The 23290-nt window shown below is 56.4% G+C and carries 2 protein-coding genes; both read right to left on the bottom strand.

Features of this window, described 5'->3' with window-relative positions:
* Positions 1-107: 107 nt before the first annotated feature.
* On the bottom strand, positions 108-16154 hold the full coding sequence (locus ACMGGW_RS13795) for a non-ribosomal peptide synthetase/type I polyketide synthase (protein ID WP_197832292.1): 16047 nt from the start codon (positions 16152-16154) through the stop codon (positions 108-110).
* A complete protein-coding gene (locus tag ACMGGW_RS13800; protein WP_197832293.1) occupies positions 16154-23284 on the bottom strand; it encodes a non-ribosomal peptide synthetase in 7131 nt (2376 codons plus the stop codon). The genes ACMGGW_RS13795 and ACMGGW_RS13800 overlap by 1 nt, the downstream gene beginning before the upstream one ends.
* Positions 23285-23290: the final 6 nt, after the last annotated feature.

Consider the following 23290-nt stretch of genomic DNA (forward strand, 5'->3'; position numbering starts at 1 on the left):
CACCGCGGAGAACGGGAGCGGCGTAATCAAAATCAATACCGTAGCGGGATCAGCGGGATAGTTTATCCCGCTGATTTCCCCTCAGGTATAGCGAACACGCTGCGCCATCAAGCCAGCGTCCAATGCCCTAACCACGAAGTCATTTTTTCCGCCATCATTGCCGCGCCTTCTCCCGCGTTCATCGTCAGGTGGTTCCCCGGAATTACCTGCACCTCGAAGCGGCCCAACACCCAGGGATGCCAGAACTTGCTTTGATTTTCAGGAAAATCTGCAATCACCTCACGGTGAGAGAAAAACAGCACATCACTCATCAACGCATGCGGGTGGTAACGCTGCATCATCACGTTATGCCGTTGCCAGGTGCTCAAGTAACGAGGTAAGAACGCCGAGGAAAAGAGCGTTTCGGCCGCAGTTCCTTTGGTGATCTCAGATAAATAATGGATTTTATCCGCCATTTGGGTCATCGCCTTCCAGGCATCCCAATCAATGTCCAGTGACACCAGGCCAAATGAAAGCAGGTAGTCCAAAATCTGTTCATCCGTCATGGCCGCAGGCAGATTTCCCTGTCCTGGGGAATCAATCATCACTACCGGCAGAGACACATGTTTTCCCTCTTGGTACTGCCGCGCCATTTCAAACGCGATAATACCGCCGAACGAAGAACCGGCCAGGCAACATTCGCCTCGCTCAAGATGCGGCTTCAGCAAAGCCAGATACTCTCCCGCCAATTGTTCGATGCTCTCGAAGGCGCCCGAGCCATTGAGCAGAGGTGAACGTATGGCATAAATCGTTCTGCTGCTTCCCAAGCATTGAGCCAACTCCCGGTAGAAATAGATGTCGCCGCCGATGGGGTGGATCAACACAAGTGGCATCATCCCCTCATCCTCACCGTCGCGCAGCTTCACCAAACCGCTTTCGCCCTGAGGCTTCGCTGTCGCATGAGCCTCCAGCGATTGCGCTATTTGCACGACGCTCGGCTGTTCCATGGCCATAAGCTCAAGACGTATACCGGTCATTTTTTGCAGGCGGCCAATCAGTTGCAATGCGCTCAGCGAGTCGCCGCCCAGTTCGAAGAACCCGCGCTGTGGATCGACCGACTCACACCCCAGAACCTCGTTGAACAACATTGCCACCCGTTGTTGCATATCTCCTTGGTGCACGGCTGCCTCCGCCGGAACCGGGGCCGGCCGCGAATGAGCGGGTGCATTCATCACACCGAACCAATGCCGCTGAGGCGCGAAAGGATATGCCGGTAGACGCAAAGACGCTTGCCCCGTACACCGCCAGAAACGCTCCTGGTTGATTTCCACACCTGACATATGCAGCACGCCAACGGAACGCCACAGCATCTGCGCAGCCTGCCGCTCATCCGTAGCGTTGCGCGGTGAAGAAACGACAACGGCCGCATTCCCCAATGCCGGATGGCGCGACGCCAGCGTACTCAGAATTTGACGCGGCCCTACTTCCAGCAATACCCAGTTGTCATCGGCACGGCGTTCAAGCAAGGTACGCAGGCCGGCGTCATATTGCACCGTATGCCGCAGGTGCTGCACCCAATATTCGGGCTGACAAACCTGTTCCGCCGTTGCCCACTGGCCGGTCAAATTGGAGATAAACGGTAACTGCGGCTCGTTGAAGGCAATTTCTTGCAGCGCGGCCTTAAACTCTGCCAACACAGGCTCCAATAAACGCGAATGGAACGCGTGCGAAACCTTAACCGGATGGCAAGATACCCCTTGGGCGATCAAGCTCGCCTGCAAAGAGGCGATTGCCGACGCCGCGCCGGAAATGACACAGCTTCCCGAATCATTAACGACGGCGATATCGACGCCCAACGCGGCAGCCTGTTCGCTTACGCCCTCCGCCGACTGTTTGATAGCCAGCATCGCCCCCGGTGCGGTGTGCGCCAATAGCGCACCGCGTTTGAGCATCAACTTGAGCGCATCCTCCAGTGAAAATACGCCGGCGATACATGCGGCAACATATTCGCCCAGGCTATGACCAATCATCACCGTCGGCTCAACACCGAGGAAGCGATACCACTGCGCCAACGCATATTCATACACAAACAGCGCCACTTGAGTGATTGCGGTGTGGTGTACGCTCTCCCCGTTCGCCAATACGTCTTCCCGCGTTATTTCACCGCCCATCATCGGCTCGAGCAATGCGAGGCAACGATCGACCTCCACTCGGAATTGCGGTTCGGCGTCATATAACGCCTGTGTCATGCCGACGAATTGTGCGCCCTGGCCCGGGAACATAAAGGCCACCTGCGCCTCGAACGCAGGTCGGGCCATCGTTTCGCCCTTCTCGCGCAACCGCGCGACGACCGCTTCCCGTGAATCTCCGGATACCCACCGTTGGCATGCATAGCGGTGTCGCTGCGCCATCAGGGCATAGCCAACCGCCTCCATCGAATGCTCAGGATGCGTTGCCAAATGATCGGCCAAAGCCTCACTCATCCGTTCGAGAGCTGCGTCATCCGCCGCAGAAACGCAAAGCATATTGCGCTGAGCGGACTGAGGTGCGGTTGTCGGCGTGTTCGGCGCCTGCTGAAGGATAACGTGCGCGTTGGTGCCGCCAATGCCGAAAGCGCTGACGCCGGCGGTGCGGAGCCCTGTGGCGCTTTCCCAGTTGCGGGTTTCAACATTCACATAAAACGGCCCTTCAGCCAGTTTTAATGCCGGATTCTCACGCTGCATATGTAGCGTGGGAACCAACGTGCGATGCTGCAGGCACAACGCCGTTTTAATCAAGCCGGCGATGCCTGCCGCGACATCCAAATGCCCCAGATTACTTTTCACCGAGCCGATTGCGCAGGCGTGTTCCGCCTGTTGTCCGGCGAAGGCCGCTTTCAACCCGGCAATTTCAATAGGGTCGCCCAATGGCGTGCCGGTGCCGTGCGCTTCGACATAGGAAATGTCCGCCGGCGTGACATCGGCATCGGCCAATGCCTTGGCAATCACCGCCTGTTGACGGCTCTCGCTTGGCGCAGTGAATCCCATTTTATCCCGCCCGTCATTATTTACGGCCGACCCTTTCACAACGGCATACACAGCATCACCGTCCGCCAGCGCTTGCGCCAAAGGTTTCAGCACGACAACACCTACCCCTTGTCCTTCAATGGTTCCCGCCGCTTGCGCATCAAACGGACGGCAGTGACCATCAGGTGAGAAGATCATCCCTGGCTGGTACAGGTAACCACCGCGCGCTAATTGACCAATGGAGATGCCGCCTGCCAATGCGACCTGACAGTCGCCCGCCTGCAAGGCGCGACAAGCCTGATGAACAGCGACCAGCGAGGATGAACAAGCCGTTTGGATCGTCATCGCCGGCCCGGTCAAATTCAACTTGTACGCCGTTTTTGTCGCCAGGAAGTGGGATTGGTTATGAATCATCAACTGGTAATGATCGATCAAATCAGCCTGAGGCATGTTCGGTAGAACAACGTCTCTTTCGTAGTTGCTGTTGCCGATGGCCGCATAGACGCCGATATCACCGGCAAAGCGCTGCGGATCGCAGTTCGCATCTTCCAAAGCATGCCAGGCGCATTCCAGGAAAATTCGCTGCTGCGGATCCATCAGACGCGCTTCCTGAGCCGTACAGCCGAAGAAATCGGCGTCAAAGCGATCGATATCGTCGAGCATCCCCTGGGCGCGAACATAATGCGGATGATCCAGCAGTGCGGAGTCAACCGATGCCGCCAGCGCCTCGCGCGAGTAATGCGTAATAAACGCCTCGCCATCGCATAACCGTTGCCAGAATGCCGCCAGCGTTTGCGCGCCTGGGAAACGGCCCGCCATCCCCACAATGGCGATATCGTCCCGGGCATTGATCGGTCCAGTCGTCGGTGCCGGCGCCGCTTCATGTTGGCGACCTTCGATATGCGCGGCAATGCGGGCAATGGTCGGCAGACGGAAGAGATCTATCAGACCGATTTTTTGCTGAACCTGGTCGGGTAACATGCCATAGAGCCGGGTCAACATGATGGAGTTCCCACCCAGTTCAAAGAACGAGGTATTGACGCCCACCGCCTCGCAACCGAGCAATTCTTGCCAGATAACCTGCAACTGCTTCACCAGCGGCGTAGCGATTTCGCTCTGCGCCGCTGGAGATGCCTCACCGGCGTCAACCGACGGCAACGCACGCACATCCAGTTTGCCGTTAGCGTTCAGCGGCAAGGCAGACAACGCAATCCAATAGGCAGGCACCATATAATCCGGCAGTTGTCGACCGACGTGTTCATTCAACTGCCCGGCGTTAATTTCGCCCTGCGCCACATAATAGGCAACCAACGCCTGACCGACGTTCCCATCCCCCGCCACTTGGCATATTTGCACGGTAACCTGCAAGATCGACTCGTGCTGCAATATAACCTGCTCAATCTCGCCCTTCTCAATACGATGGCCGTGCAACTTGACTTGCTGATCCTGCCGCCCAAGGAATGCTATTTCACGATTTGGCAAAATGCGCGCGCGATCGCCGCTGCGATACCATATCCCCTCAGCAAACGACAGTGAGACAAAGCGTGAGGCGGTCAGCTCAGGCTGGTTGTGATAACCCTCGGCCACGCCGCTGCCCCCGATATAGAGCTCGCCGATGGCCCCGACAGGCAAAGGTCTGCCGGCCGGGTCCAACACCAGACAACGTTCTCCCGGCAAAGGGCGGCCTATCGTTAAAACGCGATCCGTCGCGGCACGCCGATAATGTTTACCGGTTGACCAAATGCAGGTTTCCGTCGGACCGTAGACATTGACGAGCGCCGTGAAAACAGCCAGGGCCTTCTGCGCCAAATGCGGCTCAAGCTTTTCACCGCCGACCAGAAGTAAACAATCCTCGTCCCCCTGCAATACCGGTAGGACAATTTCCAGCATGCTGGGCGTTGACTGGATGAAATCGAACTTACGGCAATCCAGCCCAGTGACATGGTGAGTTCCCAAGGTAACGCAGCCGCCGCTCAATAACGGCAAACCGTATTCAAGACCGAAAATGTCGAAAACGGGGTTGGTCATGCTGTACGTTTTCAGCGCTTCCCTGCCCTGGAAGTACTGCTGCCAGAAACCTCGCAATGTGGCGAGCAGCGCCCCATGCCCCACGCTAACCCCTTTGGGTTTACCCGTCGTGCCGGACGTGTAAAGTATGTAGGCGGTCTTCTCCGCCGCAGGTGTGAACGTCGGCATCGTGGCCTGTTTGCGCCACAGCGCTTCTCCCGCGGTGCCGAACAAGGGAATAGACGGAATACCGTACTCGGCCCCTTCATCCCCAGACATCGTCAATACGGCGATAGCCTGGCTGTCACGCAGAATGAAATCGATACGCTCCTGCGGATAGTCTTTGTCCAGCGGCACATAAGCTGCGCCCAGTCGTCCTATCGCCAACAAGGCCATGACCGTCAAGACTTTGCTGTGCAGTCGCAAGGCAATAGGCGCGTGCGGCGTCTTCTCAAGGCGGCCGGCGATGAGATTGGCGAGTTGCGTCACTTCTGCGTCAAGCTGGGCGTAGCTCCAGCTGCGCTCGCCGTCACTCAGCGCCGGAGCGTCTGACCGGCTGCATGCGTAGTGCGCCAACACTTGCGATAAGGTGGCGGCATTCCCCGGCGCAGGAAGCAACAAGGGTTGCTCCGGCTCACAATAAACCGGAGCTATCGCCACCGTCTCCGTACTCGCGTCTTTCGCCATGTGGCCGACGATGTCCTTTAACAGTGCCATCGCTTGCCGCATCATCGCCGCATCAAAGTACTCTGCCGCATATTCCAGCTTAATCAGCAGAACGTCCGGCTCCTCCTCCACGCTGACGACCAATGGATAATCCCTCTGCTCATTGCGACCGACGAATTGATGACGCAGTTCGCGGTGGCGGTCTTCATCAGGCTGCGGGTAATTTTCATAAATGAACAACGAGTCAAACAGGCGCTGGCCCGCAGGCTGCAGATGAGCCAGATCGACCAGGCATCGGGTATTGGCTTCATTAATATCTTGCTGCAACCGATGTGCCTGCTGAATCAGAGGCACATCGCTTTGATGCTCCACCTTCAACGGTAGCGTATTGAGGAACATGCCCAGCGTGTTTTCGATACCATTCAACGGCAGCATCCTTCCCGCCACCACGGTGCCCACCACGGTCACGGCAGCACCGGAGTAGAGTGCGAGCACCTTGTGCCAGGCGTATTGCAGCAAGGCGTTCAGGGTCATGCCTTGGCGCTGGGCAGCTTCGAGCGCGCACCGGCGCTCTTCGGCGCTCAGTTCACAGCGGCAAATCCCTGCAGCAGAGACGCTCTTAATGGCTGCTAACGCCGATGACTCCGCATCCGGACGGCGCCATCCGCTCAGATCCGGCGAGGTGTCGACCGAGCTCAGGTAGTCGCGCCAGAAATCCGTGTCCCTATCGCGATGCCGTTGAATGTAGCGCTGCACTGAAGCAAAGAGATCCGGTCTGTCCGCCGGCTCACGTCCGTGAGAAAACGCCAGGTAAGCGTCATGCAGCGCCCCCACCAGCAGCGGACTGCTCCAACCATCGAGGATGGCGTGATGTACACAGAACAGGCAAGCGAAGTGATCATCCGCCAGTTTGACCAGGCAGACACGGTACAGTCCGCTTTGTTGGAGATCGAAGCTGGCCTGCTGCTCACTTTCCTGCAGCCTGTGCAAGGCGTGTTCCCGCTCTTCAGGCGACAGATGGCTGATGTCATGGACGTGCCAAGGGAAGCGCCCTTCATGATCCACGACCTGCACGATTTCACCGCGCCAATCGAACCGCAACCGCAGGCAGGAGAACTGCTGTTGCACCCATTGCCACGCCCGCTTGAACGTCTCGGGCTCGATCGCACAGTGATAATCCCAGCGCGTAGCCACGCGATACACCCGATCGGCGTCGCCAAAGGCCAGCGAATGGTGCAACATCCCTTGCTGCAGACTATTGGCCATGAAGACCGCATCAACCGCCTGCGCATGTTGCAGCCGATCCAGATGGGGTTGCGGGAGGGCGAAATCGACATCCGATTCGGTTAACCAACGCCAGGATGGCCAATTCATTGATACCAGGCCATCTTCCAACTCTCGAATAAGCCGCTGCGTCAACCAGGCCGCGTCATGCTCCCGCAGCCGGCTTTCGACCCGCAATTCAAGACGATCGCCAACGTTCAACACGACGATATCGATCAGATGCGTCCCTTCCTGGGAGGCATGGCGATGCAGCCCCACAAAGTGGTGATCCAGCGCCCAGTCTCCCGCCGCCTCCATCTTGCCCAGGTAGTTGATGCTGATGCCGTCCTCTCTCACCACGGGCAAACCACACAGGACACCGAAGTTTTCCGCCCGCTGCGACCAACGTCTCAGATTATTTTTCACCGCGAGCAAATGCTCCCTGGCATCGCGTTGATAGCTAAAACGCACGGGATAACGACTGGTGAACCAGCCCATCGTCCTGGAGATATCCAGCGTTCGCTCATCCGCTTGCCGACCGTGCCCCTCAAACCATAGGCTAAAGGCGGTTTGTCCGGTCAAATCATGCAAAACGCGGCCAACCGCCCAGGCCACCATGTCCTGCGGCTGCATGCCGAACATGGCGAGGTGCTGCATCAAGCGACAGGATGGCCCTTCTCCCCACGCAAGGGCATGACGCGTCGTCGCGGTTCCGCCCAGCGCTTGCAACGCATGAACTTCGCTGCCCGGCAATTGCCCCAGCCACTCTTCACGTTCATGAGAGGTAATTTGCGCACGTTGCCGCAGATGGTTCACCCATTGGCGATAGCTGCTGGCCTTCTCCGGCAGCGTTTCCTCTTGGCTCAGGCGTCGTAAATCGTCGACGATCACCTGCAGACTGACCGCATCGACAATCAGGTGATGGCAAGCGACGAACACCCTGGCCTTGCCGTCCGCGTACCCTTCAAGAACGGCGAACGCGGCCAAAGGCCCGCTCTGCAGATCGAACGCCTGCTGCCAGTCGGCAAAACGCTGCAACAGCGCGGCGTCAAAATCCGGGTGGTCTTCCGGCAGCGACAATGCGCGAATGTCCAAAGCGTGGCATGGCGGCAGCGCAGCCTGCGGCTGGTAGCATTGACGCCATTCTCCCTGGGTATCTTTTTCGAAGCGCAGATTGAACGCGTCGTGCTGCGCCACGAGGCGCGGCAACAGGCATTGCAGACGGGCCATTGTCATGCCAGGCGCCACCAACAGCCCGTACTGGTTCCACTGCTGCGGATGCGGCAGATCATGTGCCAGGAACCATTGCTGGATGGGCAGCAGCGGAACTGCGCCGCTCAAGGCCCCTGTTTCGCGCTGCACGGTCTGGATGCCGCCAACGGTTTGACGGCCGAGCAGAGTGTCGTAGAACGATGCGATGGTGCGATACGTCAGCAACTCTTTCAGCGTGACATCCAGCTGCAATTCGCGCCTTAACCGCCCCGCCATTTGGATACTGGCGATACTGTCGATGCCCAACTGGAACAAATCCGCCTGGGTACTGAGTTCATCCGCCGGCACGTGCAGGATCTCGCCCCACAGCCGACACAGTTGATGTTCACGGTCGTCACGCGGCGGGCAATAAGTCGCCTGCTCTTCGGCTGCGGGTAGCGGCAAGGCGTTGCGATCCAGTTTACCATTCGCCGTCAGCGGCAAGGCATCCAAAGCGATAAGATGCGCCGGTACCATATACTCCGGCAATTGTTCAGCCAGTCGCGAACGGAGCATTTTCTCGTCAGCGTTCGCTTCGCCGACGTAATAAGCCACCAGCATCGGTGCCGGCTGCGCCATCACCAGTGCCACGGCCTGGTGGATCCCGCCGCATTGCAGAAGCCGGCTTTCAATCTCCCCGAGCTCAATGCGATGCCCGCGCAGCTTGACCTGGAAGTCGTTGCGCCCCAGGAATTCGACATAACCTGCCGCATGCCAGCGCCCTAAATCGCCCGTCTTGTAGAGACGTCCGTGACGAGGGTGCGAAATGAAACGCTCCGCCGTGAGCTGTGGATTTCGCCAATAATTTAATGCCACCCCCATCCCGCCAAGATAGAGCTCACCGGTCACGCCAACCGGACACATCTGTCCCTGCGGATCCAAAACATAAAGCGCCTGATGAGGCATCGCGGTGCCATAAGGGATGGAGCGCCAGGCCGGATCGATCGCCTCTATCGGGTACCAAACGGACCAAATGCTGCCCTCAGTCGCCCCGCCCAGACTGATGCAGTCAGCGTGCGGCCAAAGTGTGCGCAACGTCTCCGGCAGATTCAGCGGGATCCAATCACCGCTCATTAAAAATGCGCGCAGCCTTGGCAGTGAGCATCCCTGCCGTGCCACGGTATCGGCCAGCAGCCCGGCAAGCTGTGGAACGCTGTTCCAGACGGTGACTTCACGCTCAGCAAGCAGCGGCAACCACCGCTCCGGATCTTTTACGCTCTCTTGAGCCGGTAAGACGATCTCCGCACCGACGCTAAGCGCGCCGAAGATGTCATAGACGGAGAGATCGAAGCTCAATTCAGACAGCGCGAACAGGGCATCTTCAGCGGTCAGCGAGAGGCGTCGATTTACCGCTTGCAGCGTATTCACTGCGCCACGGTGATCGATGGTGACCCCTTTTGGCCGCCCGGTGGAACCGGAAGTGAAAATGACATAGGCCACATCGGCGGCGCTGACGTGCGGCAAGCTGAAACACGGTGGCAAAGCGGTCGCCTCATCCAGCATATCCTCGATGACCAGCAGTTGATAACCCGCTTCGCTCAGTGTCCGGATATCCACACGCGCCGACTGTGCCCGGGTCAGCCAGAGCTGTTCTACACCGGCCTGTTGTAAAATATCGGCGATGCGCCCCGCCGGCCACTCCACATGCAACGGTAGATAGCCCTTGCCGGCCTTCATGATCGCCAGACAGGCACAGACCTGGGCGTAGCTTTTTTCCGCCAATACGGCAATCAGCGGCGCAGATGAGCCCATCCCCTGCTGCGCCAACGCATCGCTGTCTTGTTTCAATTGGCCATAGGTCATGCCGATCGCCGCTTCCCCGTCATACACCGCGATCGTTTCTCGATGCCGTGCTTGCGTCGCCAACAGATCGAACGCGCTGAACAGGGTTTCTTCACTGAGAGGCTGAGTGACGGCATTTGCCCGCTGCATCATTTCTCTTTGCGCTTCAGGCAAATAGTTTTCGCATCCCACCGGCGTTTCCCAAGGCTGCTGCGCTAATAGCGAGATCAGACGGCAATAGGCGCGATTCAGATGCGCAATGGTTTCTTCATCAAACAGCTGTTCGACATAAAGCCACTTGCTCATAAAGCGGCCATCGACTTCAATAGCCTGCAGGTCGATCCAAGCCTGAGAGGTTTGCGCACACCAATATCGCTGCTCGCGCACCTCGCTGTCTTCCAGATACGCCTGTTTATCCCAATCGCCGGTTTGTTGCCCTACGACGCCAGTGAAGACCAACGGCGACACCGCCGAATGGCGATCCAGGCCGTGCAGTTTCACCAGATCGCGCTGCACATCCAACCCACTGTACAACGCATGCTGAATGTCGTCCCACATGCGCTTATGCGTCGTCTCGATGGTGGTGAACAGATCCTCGCCGGCATCGCGAAAGTGGAACAGGTTGGTCGAGGTAAAATCACCTAAAATGTCGTTTACGTCCTCGCAAACCGCGTAGCGGTTGAACAGCGTCATGGTAATGAGAAACTCGCTGTTGCCGGAATATCGCGCGATGAGGTAGCCATAGAGGCTCAGCAATACCGACGAGTATGAGACCTGATAATGCTGCGCTTGCCGTTTGAAATCCTGCCAAATTTGTTTGTCTATATATAGCGTATGCTCTGCAAAGCGCGGGTGTTCAACCGTGGCCGACGGTACCTTGAGCGGTAAGTTTGGCCGCAGCGGCATATCGACCAGCTTGTCCTGCCAATAAGCGCAATCTCGTTGATACCAACGGGAGGCCTTCAGATGGGCCAGATGCTCCTGGTAGTCTTTGAAGTTCACGGTTGCCAGCGGCGGCAAGACATTTCCCCGATACAGCGCATTAAGCAGTTGATACAGCGCCAGACGGCTTTGCACATCCAGCAAAATCAGATCGAGACTGATATGCAGCACGTCGCGCTCGCGCAGCCGGCTGATTTCAAAAGTGAACAACGGGAAACGGTCGACCTGATAGACCTGATGGGACAGACGCTTGCGCACGCGCGCCAGCGCGGTAGCCTCATCGTCGAGGCGCAGGTCATTCACCGCCAAGGCATAATGGCCGGCCTGCGACACCGAAATGAAGCGCTGAGTCATGCTTTCCGCGTCATACACGGTGCGCAGCACCGGACAGAGGGCGATCAATCGGTTAATCGCCAGCTCCAGACGTTCGTCATCAAGGCGCGGATACACGAACTCATTGTAGATGTGGTTGGCGACGTTGCCGATCTCATAGTTTTCAAAGCGCCCAACCAGATAGGCTTTCTGAATCTCGGTCATGGCAAAGCAGTCGCCGTTTTCGGCACCGCCCTGCAGAGGTAAATGCTGTAAGTCGCGTTCATCCGCAACATTGATGAAATCGCCAAGGCCGTATTGGGTTCTTCCCTGCCGTTCACAGCACGCTATCAGCGTGTCTATAGCCGCCTCCCAGGCCTCCAGCAACTGTTGATTTTGCTCACCGGACAGACCGCTGACGACTTCGAGCTGCAACCGACCTTGCTCTATGTAGCTAAAGAGCGTAATACCGAAAGGCAAGCCGTTGTCAGGATGGCGCGTCTCACCGACCGGCGACATGACCAGCGCCCAATCCTTTTCATCCGGCGAAGTCAGCTGTCCCAGGTAGTTGAAACAAACATTGGGCAGCGGCAACCCTAGCTCACGGGCAAACGCGCCAAATCCTACGCCTTGATGAGGCACGCCGCGCAGTTGCGCTTTGGCCGCCTGCAAACGCATTGCCGGATCGGGAGAGGATGAGAGCGCACAGGGATAAAGTGACGTGAACCACCCGACGCAACGATGAACGTCCAGAGTGGCATCAATCTCTTCGCGTCCGTGCCCTTCAACGGTGACATGGGTCAGCTCTCCGTTAAACCAGTGAGCGAGCATGCCGTCTGCACACGCCAGCAAACATTCGTCGACTTTCGCATTGAAGGCACGTAAACCCTCGGTTTGCAGCGCCTGCGTCACTTTTATTGATAACGCGAGGCGGCTGCATACCATCGTAGCGCCGCGCGCAGCCGGCAACGCAACGGGGCGGTAGTCCGCCATCCTGGCCCGCCAGTAAGACGCCTCTTCCGCGTGATTGGCACAATATTGCTCGAAGTGCTCAGTCCACTGACGATAACTCGTTCCCTTATCTCCAAGGCTTTCACCGTGGTAGGCGTTCGCCAGATCGCGGGCCAGAATGCCCCAGCTGACGCTATCGAGCACCAAATGGTGGCAAGCGCAGAAAATACGGGCTCGCCCCTCGTCGAACCCCGTGACATAACCAAAACGATAAAGCGGCCCGTCGGCCAGATCGATATCGCTTTGCCATTCGGTCAGCACGGCGGACAGGGCCTCTTGCCATTGCGGTGCCGAGCGTTCGACATGATGACACCGCAGTTCGATGGCGTCCGGCATCGGTTGATAGCCTTGGCGCCAATGCGACGAATCCTCAGACGTAAACGTCAGGCGTAGCGCATCGTGATGTTGAATCAATGCGTGCAGCGCTTCGCGCAGGCGTTCGACGTCCAGCGCCGGCACATCCAGCAGAAACGCCTGGTTCCAATAATTCGGATAAGGGAATGCGCAGTCAAAGAACCAGCGTTGGACAGGCAGCAGCGGCAACTCGCCAACCAATACGCCCTGCTCCCGTTTGCCTTCAATCATCACCTGCTGCTGATGCTGAGCGAGACGTAAATGGAGTGCATGCACGGTTTTGCTGGCGAACACGTCTTTCACCCGGATCGATACGCCCATCGCCTGGCGCAATTTGCTCACCAGCTTGATCGCCATGATGCTGTCCAGCCCCAACTGATACAGGTTAGCCTCACAGCTGAAATGCGCTTCATCGATCCCCATCATTTCCGCAACAATGGCGGCGATCTGCGCTTCCCTCTCCGACTGCGGTGCGACACGTTCCTGTACGACCGGCAGAGACGGTTCAGGAAGCGCACGCCGATCCAGTTTGCCATTCACCGTGACGGGCCATTCTTTCAACCAGATAAAGGTCTCCGGCACCATGTACTCGGGCAAGGCGGCGGCAAGAAAGTGTTGTAGCGTCGCCTCCGGCAACGGTGCCTGCGCCGTGTAATAGGCCACGAGGCGGGGATGGGGCTGTTGATAAACCAGCGCCACCGCCTGGCGCACCAAGTCAAACGCTTCGAGACGCTGGGCGATTTCACCCAACTCAATGCGATATCCGCGTATTTTCACCTGAAAATCATTGCGGCCAACATAAACGATTTGCCCATCATTCCGCTGATACACCAAATCACCGGTTTTATACAAACAGGCATAGTCATCCGCCCGCTCATCCCATTCGGTGCAATACGGATTGACGATGAATTTCTCCGCCGTCAGCGCCGCTTTATTCAGATAGCCGCGCGCCAGTCCGACGCCGGAAAGGTAGAGTTCACCCACCGCACCGGGCGGCAAAAGCCGCTGCCCTTTGTCCAGGACCAACACTTTCATGTTATCAATCGGCCGCCCGATCAGGACGTTATCTATATCCGGATCGTTACAGTCGAAATACAGCACATCGATGGAGGCTTCGGTTGGCCCATAAAGATTGTGCAGGGCGATATGAGGCAAACACTGCTTAATCCCTTTGACCTGAGTCAGTTTGAGCTCTTCACCGCTGCAGAACACGTAGCGCAAGCTCGGCAAGCTGACGTTTCGATCGCGTTGAATGCCCTGTAATGTCTCGGTAAAAGCCGCCAGCATGGATGGCACAAAATGCAGTACGGTGATGGTTTCGCGCTCGATCAGCTCAATCAGATAATCCGCGTCCTTGTGGCCATCCGGATCGGCAAAAACGATGTTGGCGCCGTAAAGAGAGGCCCAAATCAGTTCCCATACGGAGACGTCAAAAATGTACGGCGTTTTTTGTAACACCCGATCGGCTGCCGTCAGCGGATAGGATTTATTCATCCATTGGATACGGTTGATCAAACCGCGGTGCGTGCACATCACGCCCTTGGGCTGCCCTGTGGTCCCGGAGGTATAGATGACATAGGCCAGATCGTTCGGTGATATCTGACGCGCCATGTTTTCATCGCTCAACAACTCAAGCTCGTGGCGCAGCGATTCATCATCCAACACCACCAGCCGCCGCCCTGGCGCCGCCACCCGGTGTCGGTAGGCCTGATGGCAGATAATTACGTCGGCCCGGCTATCCTGTAGAATGTAATCGAGACGATCGTCGGGGAATGCCGGGTCGACAGGCAAATAGGCGGCCCCCAATTTCAGGATCGCCCAAATACCGACCAACAGCTCGACGCTGCGATCCAGACACAGCGCAACGCAGGCGCCATGCCCCACCCCACGTGACGATAAGGCGGCCGCCAACTGATTGGCTTGTAGATTCAACTGGCGATACGTCAATTGCCGATGCCGATCCGCACAGGCGATATTGTCCGGCGTCAGCGCTACCTGCGCTTCCAATAAAGACGCGATATGCTCATCTTCTGAATAATCGCAGCGCGTGTCATTCCATTCAGACAGCACCTGCCGACGCTGGGCTGGCGTGATTAAATCGATTTGTTCAAGCGGCGTCTCCCAGGATTGCCGATCAAACTGGCCCAGCGCATAAACTAACGCCTCGAGAATATTGCGAACGTAGTCCTCTTCGTAACGATTCTCCGCCGCGGTTAACGTGAAATCGATTTGACCGTCTCGTTGAGCGGCAAATAAGGACATGCCAAACTTTTCCGCCAGATCGGGATAAGACTCCAGACGATATTCCACGCCGGGGACGGCGATATCGCCGTTTTCAAAGTTATGGAAGGTAAATAGCAGCTGAACCAGTTCATTGATGCGCACCGCGCCACCGTCGATCTCCGGCGCCAAGTGCCCAATGTTCACCCACGGATGTTCCTGCAACTGCAAAATATCGTGCTGAATGCTTTTGACATTGCTCAACACGCTTTGGTCTGCGCGCAATGCGGCGATGACCGGCAGGGTGCTGATAAACGGCCCAATGGCGCGGCTGAACGCCTCGGGGCGATTCATCACTGTCAGTCCAATAGGGAAATCGCTGTCCTGGCCGCTAAAGGTCCGTAATACATGGGCGAACGTCGTAAACAACAGAGAATAGAGCGTCAGTCCCCGTTCGCCGCATGCCTGCGTCAAACGCTCGACAACCTCCGACGTCAATCCTGCCTGCACGGCAAAGGCACGATTCTCCACGCCAGAGAGATGGCGCTGTCGCAATGCCGGCGGTTCCGCCTGATTCAAACGGGCGGCCAACGATGTTCTGAACGCCTGAACATCATCTTGCCGCACCCGCCACTGTTGATATGCGGAGTAATCCAGGTACCCCGCTTCAGGCTGCGCCGATACAGACGGTGTGGCGTACGCACTCAACAGTTGATGAGCAAAATGCTGGACGGAAGGGGCATCAGACAGCATATGATGGTGAACGCACGCCAAAACGGCCTCTTGCGTCTCAGCCCGCACCAGCAGCACAAAGCGCGCAAACTGCCCTTCCGGCATAGGGAAGGTTTGTTGTGCCAACGCCCGTTTCTTACTTTCCAGCTCGGACCAGGAAATCCTTTCTACTTCCAGTGCAAACTGCTCAGGCGCCAGAAAAACGCGCTTCATATCGCTATCAATCGACTGACGCAACAGGGGCTGATGCCGTAAAAAGGTTTGCAGCGCGTTTCGCAACCGCGCGATATCCACCTGCGGCAATCCAATGAACAACGGTACCGTATAGGTATACGGCAAGCCGTCGATGTCGCTTTGCAGATACATGCCTTGCTGAATTGAGTCCAGCGCAAGTGGCCAGCTACTTGGCGGTAGCCTCAGAAAAGACGTTTCCTTCGCGAGTTGTTCGCTGGTCACGCCATTGTCCTGTAACAGCGTCAACAATTCGTCTTTGCGTGCCGCCACTTCAGCCTTCAGATCGGCATCAAAGCCGATATCCTTGTCGACAGAAAAACCCAACCGATCGTCCGCTTTAGCCCACAATAAAATGTTATTTTTTTTCAGGTTGTTCAATAAATCCGTCAACATCATTACAGCGCCCCTTCTTCTCTGCCGTTGCCACAAGGTTGCCCGGCGACCCACGCCGCCATTTCCTGAATCGTATTGTTGTTGTAGAGGTCTTCCAGACGCATCTCGGTTCCCGTCGCGAGGTTGATCTTGCGTACCAGTCGCATAGCCAGAAGCGAATTCCCCCCTTGAGTGAAGAAGCTTTGGTCACAACCGATTCGCTCTTCACGCTTGTCCAGAAGCTCCGCCCAAAGTCGGCGCATCCGTATCTCATCATCGCTGCGCGGAGCCAGACATTCGCTGTGCTTGACGACTTTCGGCAAGCGTGATGTATCGACCTTACCGTTGTTAGACAAGGGGATTTCCGGGATCAAAGTAACGTGCTGCGGCAACATATAGTCCGGCAAACGACGCGCCAAATGCCGTCTGATCGCCTGGGTCATCGAGACAGTGAGCGCAGGAACGTCAAAGGCCGGTTCATCCTCGGCCCGCGCATACCCTATCGCCATGCTGCACAACGTGTCCTCGGCCGGCGTGACGCCAAGAATGCAGCCGCCAATTCGCCGCTGGGCGGCGAGCGCGCCAAATCGCTGCATCATCCAGCCACTGGCCTGATAATGGCACGCGTTCTTAGCGCCATGGGCCTGCAACAACACCTGAGACGACTGCAACACCCCGTACACGTCTGATGATTCGGCCAGCACGGAGGTCTCACCGAGGCAATAGTGTCGCCCTGACGCGCGAGCGACATAGGTTCCCCCCTCGTTTTCCATCACGCTGAAATCGACGCTGACTTGCGGTGGTGAAGTGACGGCGCAAACGCCGAGGTGGATCCGACACGCTAATGCCCCCTCGTCAGGTGAAACGGCGTCAGCGGGCTTGACGTAATAAGCGACGCCCAAAGACTGGAGATGCTCAGTCAGCAAGGCCAACATGTGGCCGACTTCTATCTGCGCCAAAGCGAATGCGCGCTCGGCATATAACGCGGTGATGGTTTCCCACCGAACCACCAGGTCCAGATAAGGCCCGGTGTGTTCTCCCGACGCTTCTGCCTGGTACAAATGCTGTTCCAGCGGATGGTAGTAGTAATAACCCGCGGCATATTCTCCCATCGCCGCCGGGAGCCCGAGATACACTTGCACCGCATAGAGGCTGCTGGCCGAAGGATAGCGATATTTTGGCAACGCGCGCTGCGGCGAACGGAAAGCGGCGCATACGGCCAACAGCCCGGCCAAAGACGCAGGCGGCAGCGCGCTTCCCTCTTGCGCCATCTGTTGCGTCAACCACCCCGGCAGCGCTTCGTACAGACTGCTGATGGTTTCGGCGGATAACGCCTCCGCGGTAAACTGGCGAGTGCTCTTGCGGGCACGGTAAACCGCTTCATCCAACGGATAGGGTATCGCTCGCGAAGGTTGCAGATCTTGACGTAACGCCGGCAGCGAAAGCACGAATGCGTCGCGGTTAGCAAAATAGAGCGGCACCGGCTGTTGCGCCTCGGGAACAACGTAAGCCATGAGGTCACCCTCGCTGAGCCGCACGATCGTCTGCCGGACCCCAGGTAATTGGCTCAAGTTATTCTCGATATCCTCCAGCTCCACGCGATAACCGTTAAGCTTGACCTGGGCATCTCTTCGGCCGAGGAACTCGATATAGCCTTCCGCCGACCAGCGGCCCAGATCGCCGGTTTTGTACAGGCGTCCATAGGTTGGATGATAAATGAAGCGTTCTCGAGTCAGCGTTTCAGCCTGCCAATATCCCTGAGCAACGCCGAGCCCACCGATATGTATTTCTCCGGTTACGCCGAAAGGACAAGCACTCCCCCACTCATCCAACACCCACATCTGTTGATTCGGCATGGCGACGCCATAAGGAATGCTTTTCCACCTCGCGTCTACCCGATCGATTTCATGCCAAATGGACCAGATGCTGCCCTCCGTCGCGCCCCCCAGGCTCACCATCTTGCTGTCTGGCGATTGGGTTTTCAGGCGATGAGGCAAATTGAGCGGCAACCAATCGCCGCTCAACAGGAACAGCCGTAACCGGGTTAGCGCCTGCGTCGCAGGTTCGACTTCGTCAACCAGCAGGCCCGCTAATTGCGGCACCGAGTTCCAGAGGGTCACGTTATGTCGGCGCAGCGCGGCCACCCAAGCTTGCGGCGCTTTGGTCTCTCGCTGGGAAGGGATCACCACACCGCCCCCCACGGCCAACAAGCCAAACAGATCGTAAACGGACAGATCAAAGCTCAGCTCGGACAGCGCCAGTATCCGGTCTTCCCGGCCGACCGACCAACGTTGGTTAACAGCCAGGATGGTATTGACCGCCCCCTGGTGATCGATCGCTACCCCTTTCGGTTTACCGGTAGAGCCAGAGGTAAAAATAATGTAGGCCAGATCGTCAGCCCTGACGATCGGCCAGGCAACCTCCGTCGACGCACGTTCCTGCGCCGGCGCCACTATCTCGTCGAACACCAAAATCGTGATATCCGAAGGCAACGCCGACAGCTCATGTGCCAGGTCATGACGCTGCTGAGCAGAGAGCAGCAAGATATCGCACCGGGCTTGCTGCAGAATGTCGCGTATGCGCTCCCATGGCCATTCGATGTGCAACGGCAGATAAGCGCCGCCGCTTCTCATGATCCCAAGGGTTGAGACGGCCTGCGCATACCCTTTCTCCAGCAGAATAGCGGTAATATGTCCCTTTTCGCCCTTGGTATGCCGCAATAGCGCACGCCCCAGCGTGTTGCTGTCCTGTTCCAGCCTGGCGTAGGTAAAGTGGCGTTCGCCTTCGGTTTCGATCACCGCAATGCGCTCGGCCGTTTGCGGCGTTTCCAGACTGGAAAGGAACAACCCGTGCAGCGTTTGCTCCGACACCGTACTTTGCGTGGCATTCCAGCGCATGACCGCTTCCGCATGTTCCGCCGGCAGTTCAGGCTGCGGGAATGACATGGTTTCCCAATCGTGTTCTGCCACCCATCGAATCAGAGAACAATAGCCTTCGTGCATGGCCTTGATGGTTTTCTCATCAAACAATTGTTCGACATAATCCCACTCGGCAACGAACCCTTCATCGTTTTCGTAGGCTTTATGGTCGAGCCACACCTGAGACGTTTGGGAGATTGCGTATTGAACGCCGCGATATCCTTCATTAAGCGGCAATTCAAACATGCTCGCTTTATTGTTCATGCCAAGCACGCTGGTCAGCACCACCGGCGCGATAACCGTATTGGCGGGCAGATTCCGCCGCTGTTTCAACAAACGCTGTACGTCAATGCCGTCAAATAAATTATTATCGACGTCATTAAGCAAGGTGCGGTGGATAGCCGATAGCTGTTCGCTCATCGCAACGCCATTTTGACGTTGGTAATTGAACAGGCTTAAAACGGTAAAATCGCCAATAATTTGCTCGACCTGAGAATGTAACGGCAAACGGTTGAACAGCGTTAAATTAAGGCAAAGGCTCTCTTGACCAGACCAATAACATAACGTTCTGCTGTAGAGCTCAAGGATCAGAGCGGTCGGACTAATATTGAAGCGCTGGCACTTGTCGACGATCTTTTGCCAACTCGACATGGGTATCGTCGCAGACAAACGCCGGAAGCTCGGCTTATCGATCCTGGCGGGATGCGCGGCCAGCGGCAATCCGACCTCCAGCGTATAATCATCGATTTTCTGCAGCCAATATTGCTGCGCCCGCTCAAATAATGCGCTGCCGCGCAGGCGCTCGTACTGCAGCTGATAATCGCGGTAGCTGATATCCAGCGGCGGCAGCGCCAGATTTTCGTCGTGATATAACGCAATCCACTCGCCGAATAATATTTCAAAACTGGTCATGTCAATGATAATGGCATCAAAGCTGACATGCAGAAGGTATTTCCCTTGATACTCGCTCAGGAAAATATCGAACAGCGGATAACAATCCGGTTTGTAAACCTTGTGCGAGTACTCGGCGCGCAAAGCCAATAGCTCGTCTTCATTTCTCAGGGGGTGGTAGCCTATTTTGTAATGCGCTGCCGCACTTAAAAATCGCTGTTCTCCCTCTTCAAATACGGTGCGCAACGCAGGATGGCGTGCAATAAGTTGATTATAGGCACGCTCCAATTTTTCGTGATCAATATGGTCGAAAACAAATTCATTATAAATATGGGTAGAGACCTCGCTGAGATCGAAACTTTTCATTCGTCCCAGATAATAAGATTGCTGAACATTATTCAGCGGGAAAGGATGGTACAGATGGGTCTCATCACATTGTGCAATCTGGTAGTCTTGGTAAAGAAAACTGCCGCGCCCGGCGGCCACCAATGGCGTTAACCTGGCCACATTTTTTCTTTCGAAAATATCTTTAACTTTCAGATCGCACTGAAGCGTACCGTTTATGCGATTTACCAAGCGAATGGCCGACAGGCTGTTGCCTCCCAAAGCAAAAAAGTCGTCGGTAATGCCGATTCGTCCGCTTTCGCTCCCCAATACATCCTGGAATAGCTGGCACAGGCATCGCTGGAACTCGTTTCCCGGCGCTACGTAATGCGCTTTATCTTGCGCTTGTACCTGCGGCAAGGCTTTACGATCCACTTTGCCATTCATATTCAAGGGGATCTCAGGCAGGTACATATAAGCGCTGGGGAGCATGTAGTCCGGAAGCAGCGTCACCAGATAATCCTGCAGTTGCTGGCGTGCCACCGGCGATTTGGCCTGATAATAGGCAACCAGGAACGCCTGTTGTTCTTCCTTGGCCGGCTGTAAATTTACAACAACCTGCTGCATCCCGGGGTAGGTTCGCAAAACCGACTCTATTTCACCCAGTTCGATCCGATGTCCCCGCAATTTTATCTGGTTATCCCATCGGCTGAGGTATTCAAATCTGCCGTCGGGCAAACAACGCACGCGATCGCCCGTCTTGTACATGATGCGACCGAACCAGGCTGACGGCGTGCTGGAACATATGTTCGGCAAAAAGCTTGCTTGCGTCTGACGCGCATTGCCGTAGTAACCGCGCGCAACGCCCAACCCCGAAATATACATTTCCCCGATCACGCCGGGAGGAAGTAAACGCCGCCGTTCGTCCAAGATAAAGCACTGGGTATTCGCCAGCGGGCGCCCAATGGTGACGCTATCAACCCCAGGCAACAGTTCATCCGCGGTAGACCAAACCGTCGTTTCGGTTGGCCCATACACATTCCACGCACGCTCGGTGTTTTCTGACAACCAACGCGCCACCGCATGCGGCACCGCTTCCCCACCGCACAATGCCCGAACGGGTAGCGTTGTCTCGGCATATTGCTGCGCGACCTGATGCCAAAAAGAAGGCGTCCCCTGCATCAGGCTCACGGAATGACTCGCGATAAAGTGCGGCAAGTCATTATTCGCCAACAACGTCTTCTGGTCGGTTAATACCACCGTGGCGCCAAACATGAGCGGCATAAATATTTCCAGAGTTGAAATATCAAATGCCAACGTCGTGATCGCCAGAAAACGATCCTGATGCGTCACAGACATGCGTCGAGAAATATCGCTGGCGATATTCACAAAGCTGCGATGTTCTACGGCAACCCCTTTAGGCTTACCTGTCGTTCCCGAGGTGTAAATAATATAGGCCAATGCTGAAGCCTCAGCCTGGGAGGGGAATTCGTTGCAACCGTCGGCCCCAGCGAAAGGAGAAGCGGCATATTCACGCCAATCCAAATAACTCAGCCCTTGCGGCAGGCTGCCAGCTGACTGAGCATGCGCACCGATGATTAACGCCGGCTGGGCATCGGCCAAAATAGAATAGGTCCTCACTACGGGCGCATTTTTGTCGATCGGAATATAGGCGCATCCCAGCTTAAGCACGGCCATCAGGCATACTGCCAACTCCGCCTCACGCGGCATCATCAAGGCAATTTTGTCGCCTGCCGCTACCCCATATTGCCGTTGCAGATAGTCGGCCAGGCGACTGGCCTGTTGCTGCAGCATTCGATAACTGAGCGTTTCATTTTTCGTTATCACTGCAGGGTGATCGTTAAGCGCCCGTGCCTGTTGTTCAAACATCCCGACGATAGTCTGTCTCGGATATTCACATTGCGTGGCATTAATTTTCGCATAATAACGTTGGTAGCTATTTTCAGACACGCCGGTCAACGCATCTATATCCCCTTCATTACGCATGAATGTGGCGAGCGCCGCCATAAACTCATCGATATTTGCGGCTACAACGTCGAAAAATGGGTTTTCGCCGTAAAATTGCAAACTGAGCGTACAGCGCGTGCTGTTCCATACGATCCTGATCGGGGCCGCTGCCGCGTCGACCTCCCCCTCATCCATGATGACATCTACACCAACCACAGATAAAAAACGGCCGTCATGATGGGATTCGTAGAATGGGTTCGCCGGGTCCCCCTGCAGTACCCGCACTAACCAAGGAGAGAGCTCGGCGTATGTTTCCGTTCCGTTGAGTAACCGTAATACTTTGCTGCTGCGTTGCCTATCTTGCAATTGCAGAGCATAAAGCCCAGGCCGCCGTGCGTTGAGCAGAAACTGCAACTGGAAAGCCAACAGCAAAGCCTGTTGCGGCTGCGCAACGCCATCGATGGTCCGTTGAACCACTGCAGCATCGTTAACGGCAGACACTTCATCCCTCAGGTTGAAGCAGCCATAACGCGGTTCATCGTTTTCCAGCGCTCGCTGCTCTTGCTGTACCCTCTGCTGGGCAACCAGCCAATCCGTAACTCGGTTTGGCCCTTCGGGCAGAGCAATATCCAGATCTTTCGCCTCACGGCTGAGCATGACCACGCCATCGATGAACAACTCGCCCACCACCGTCTGCGACAACGCTCGGCGGGCTTCCCGCCACGGCAGCTCACGCTCAGCTAACGCCCTGATATTCCCGTCTTCTTCAGCATGAATCTGGAACAACACATTTTGTCGATCGGCGAAAACGGCTAACCGGACGATGGGGCCTCTCACCGAGGCGCTTTCTTCGAGACAGAGCTCATAGTCGATACGCTGATCGCCAACGTCGGAATAGCAAAAGAGGTTGTGCTGCGAACCTGTCCAGCGCGTTCGCTCAGCGTCGCTCAGACCGATTAAGTAGACAAAGTGGCCGGCATCCAGCAAGTAACGGACAATATGGCTGCGCAACGGTTCTACGGTGTGGTTGACAAGAATGTTCAGAATCTTCATGGATAT

This window comes from Serratia sp. BNK-4, from assembly GCF_048685115.1.
GTDB lineage: Bacteria > Pseudomonadota > Gammaproteobacteria > Enterobacterales > Enterobacteriaceae > Serratia > Serratia bockelmannii.

Bases quoted from the DNA above. Each gene is read 5' to 3' on its own strand.
- ACMGGW_RS13800 (WP_197832293.1), bottom strand. From the start codon at position 23,284: ATGAAGATTCTGAACATTCTTGTCAACCACACCGTAGAACCGTTGCGC.
- ACMGGW_RS13795 (WP_197832292.1), bottom strand. From the start codon at position 16,154: ATGATGTTGACGGATTTATTGAACAACCTGAAAAAAAATAACATTTTA.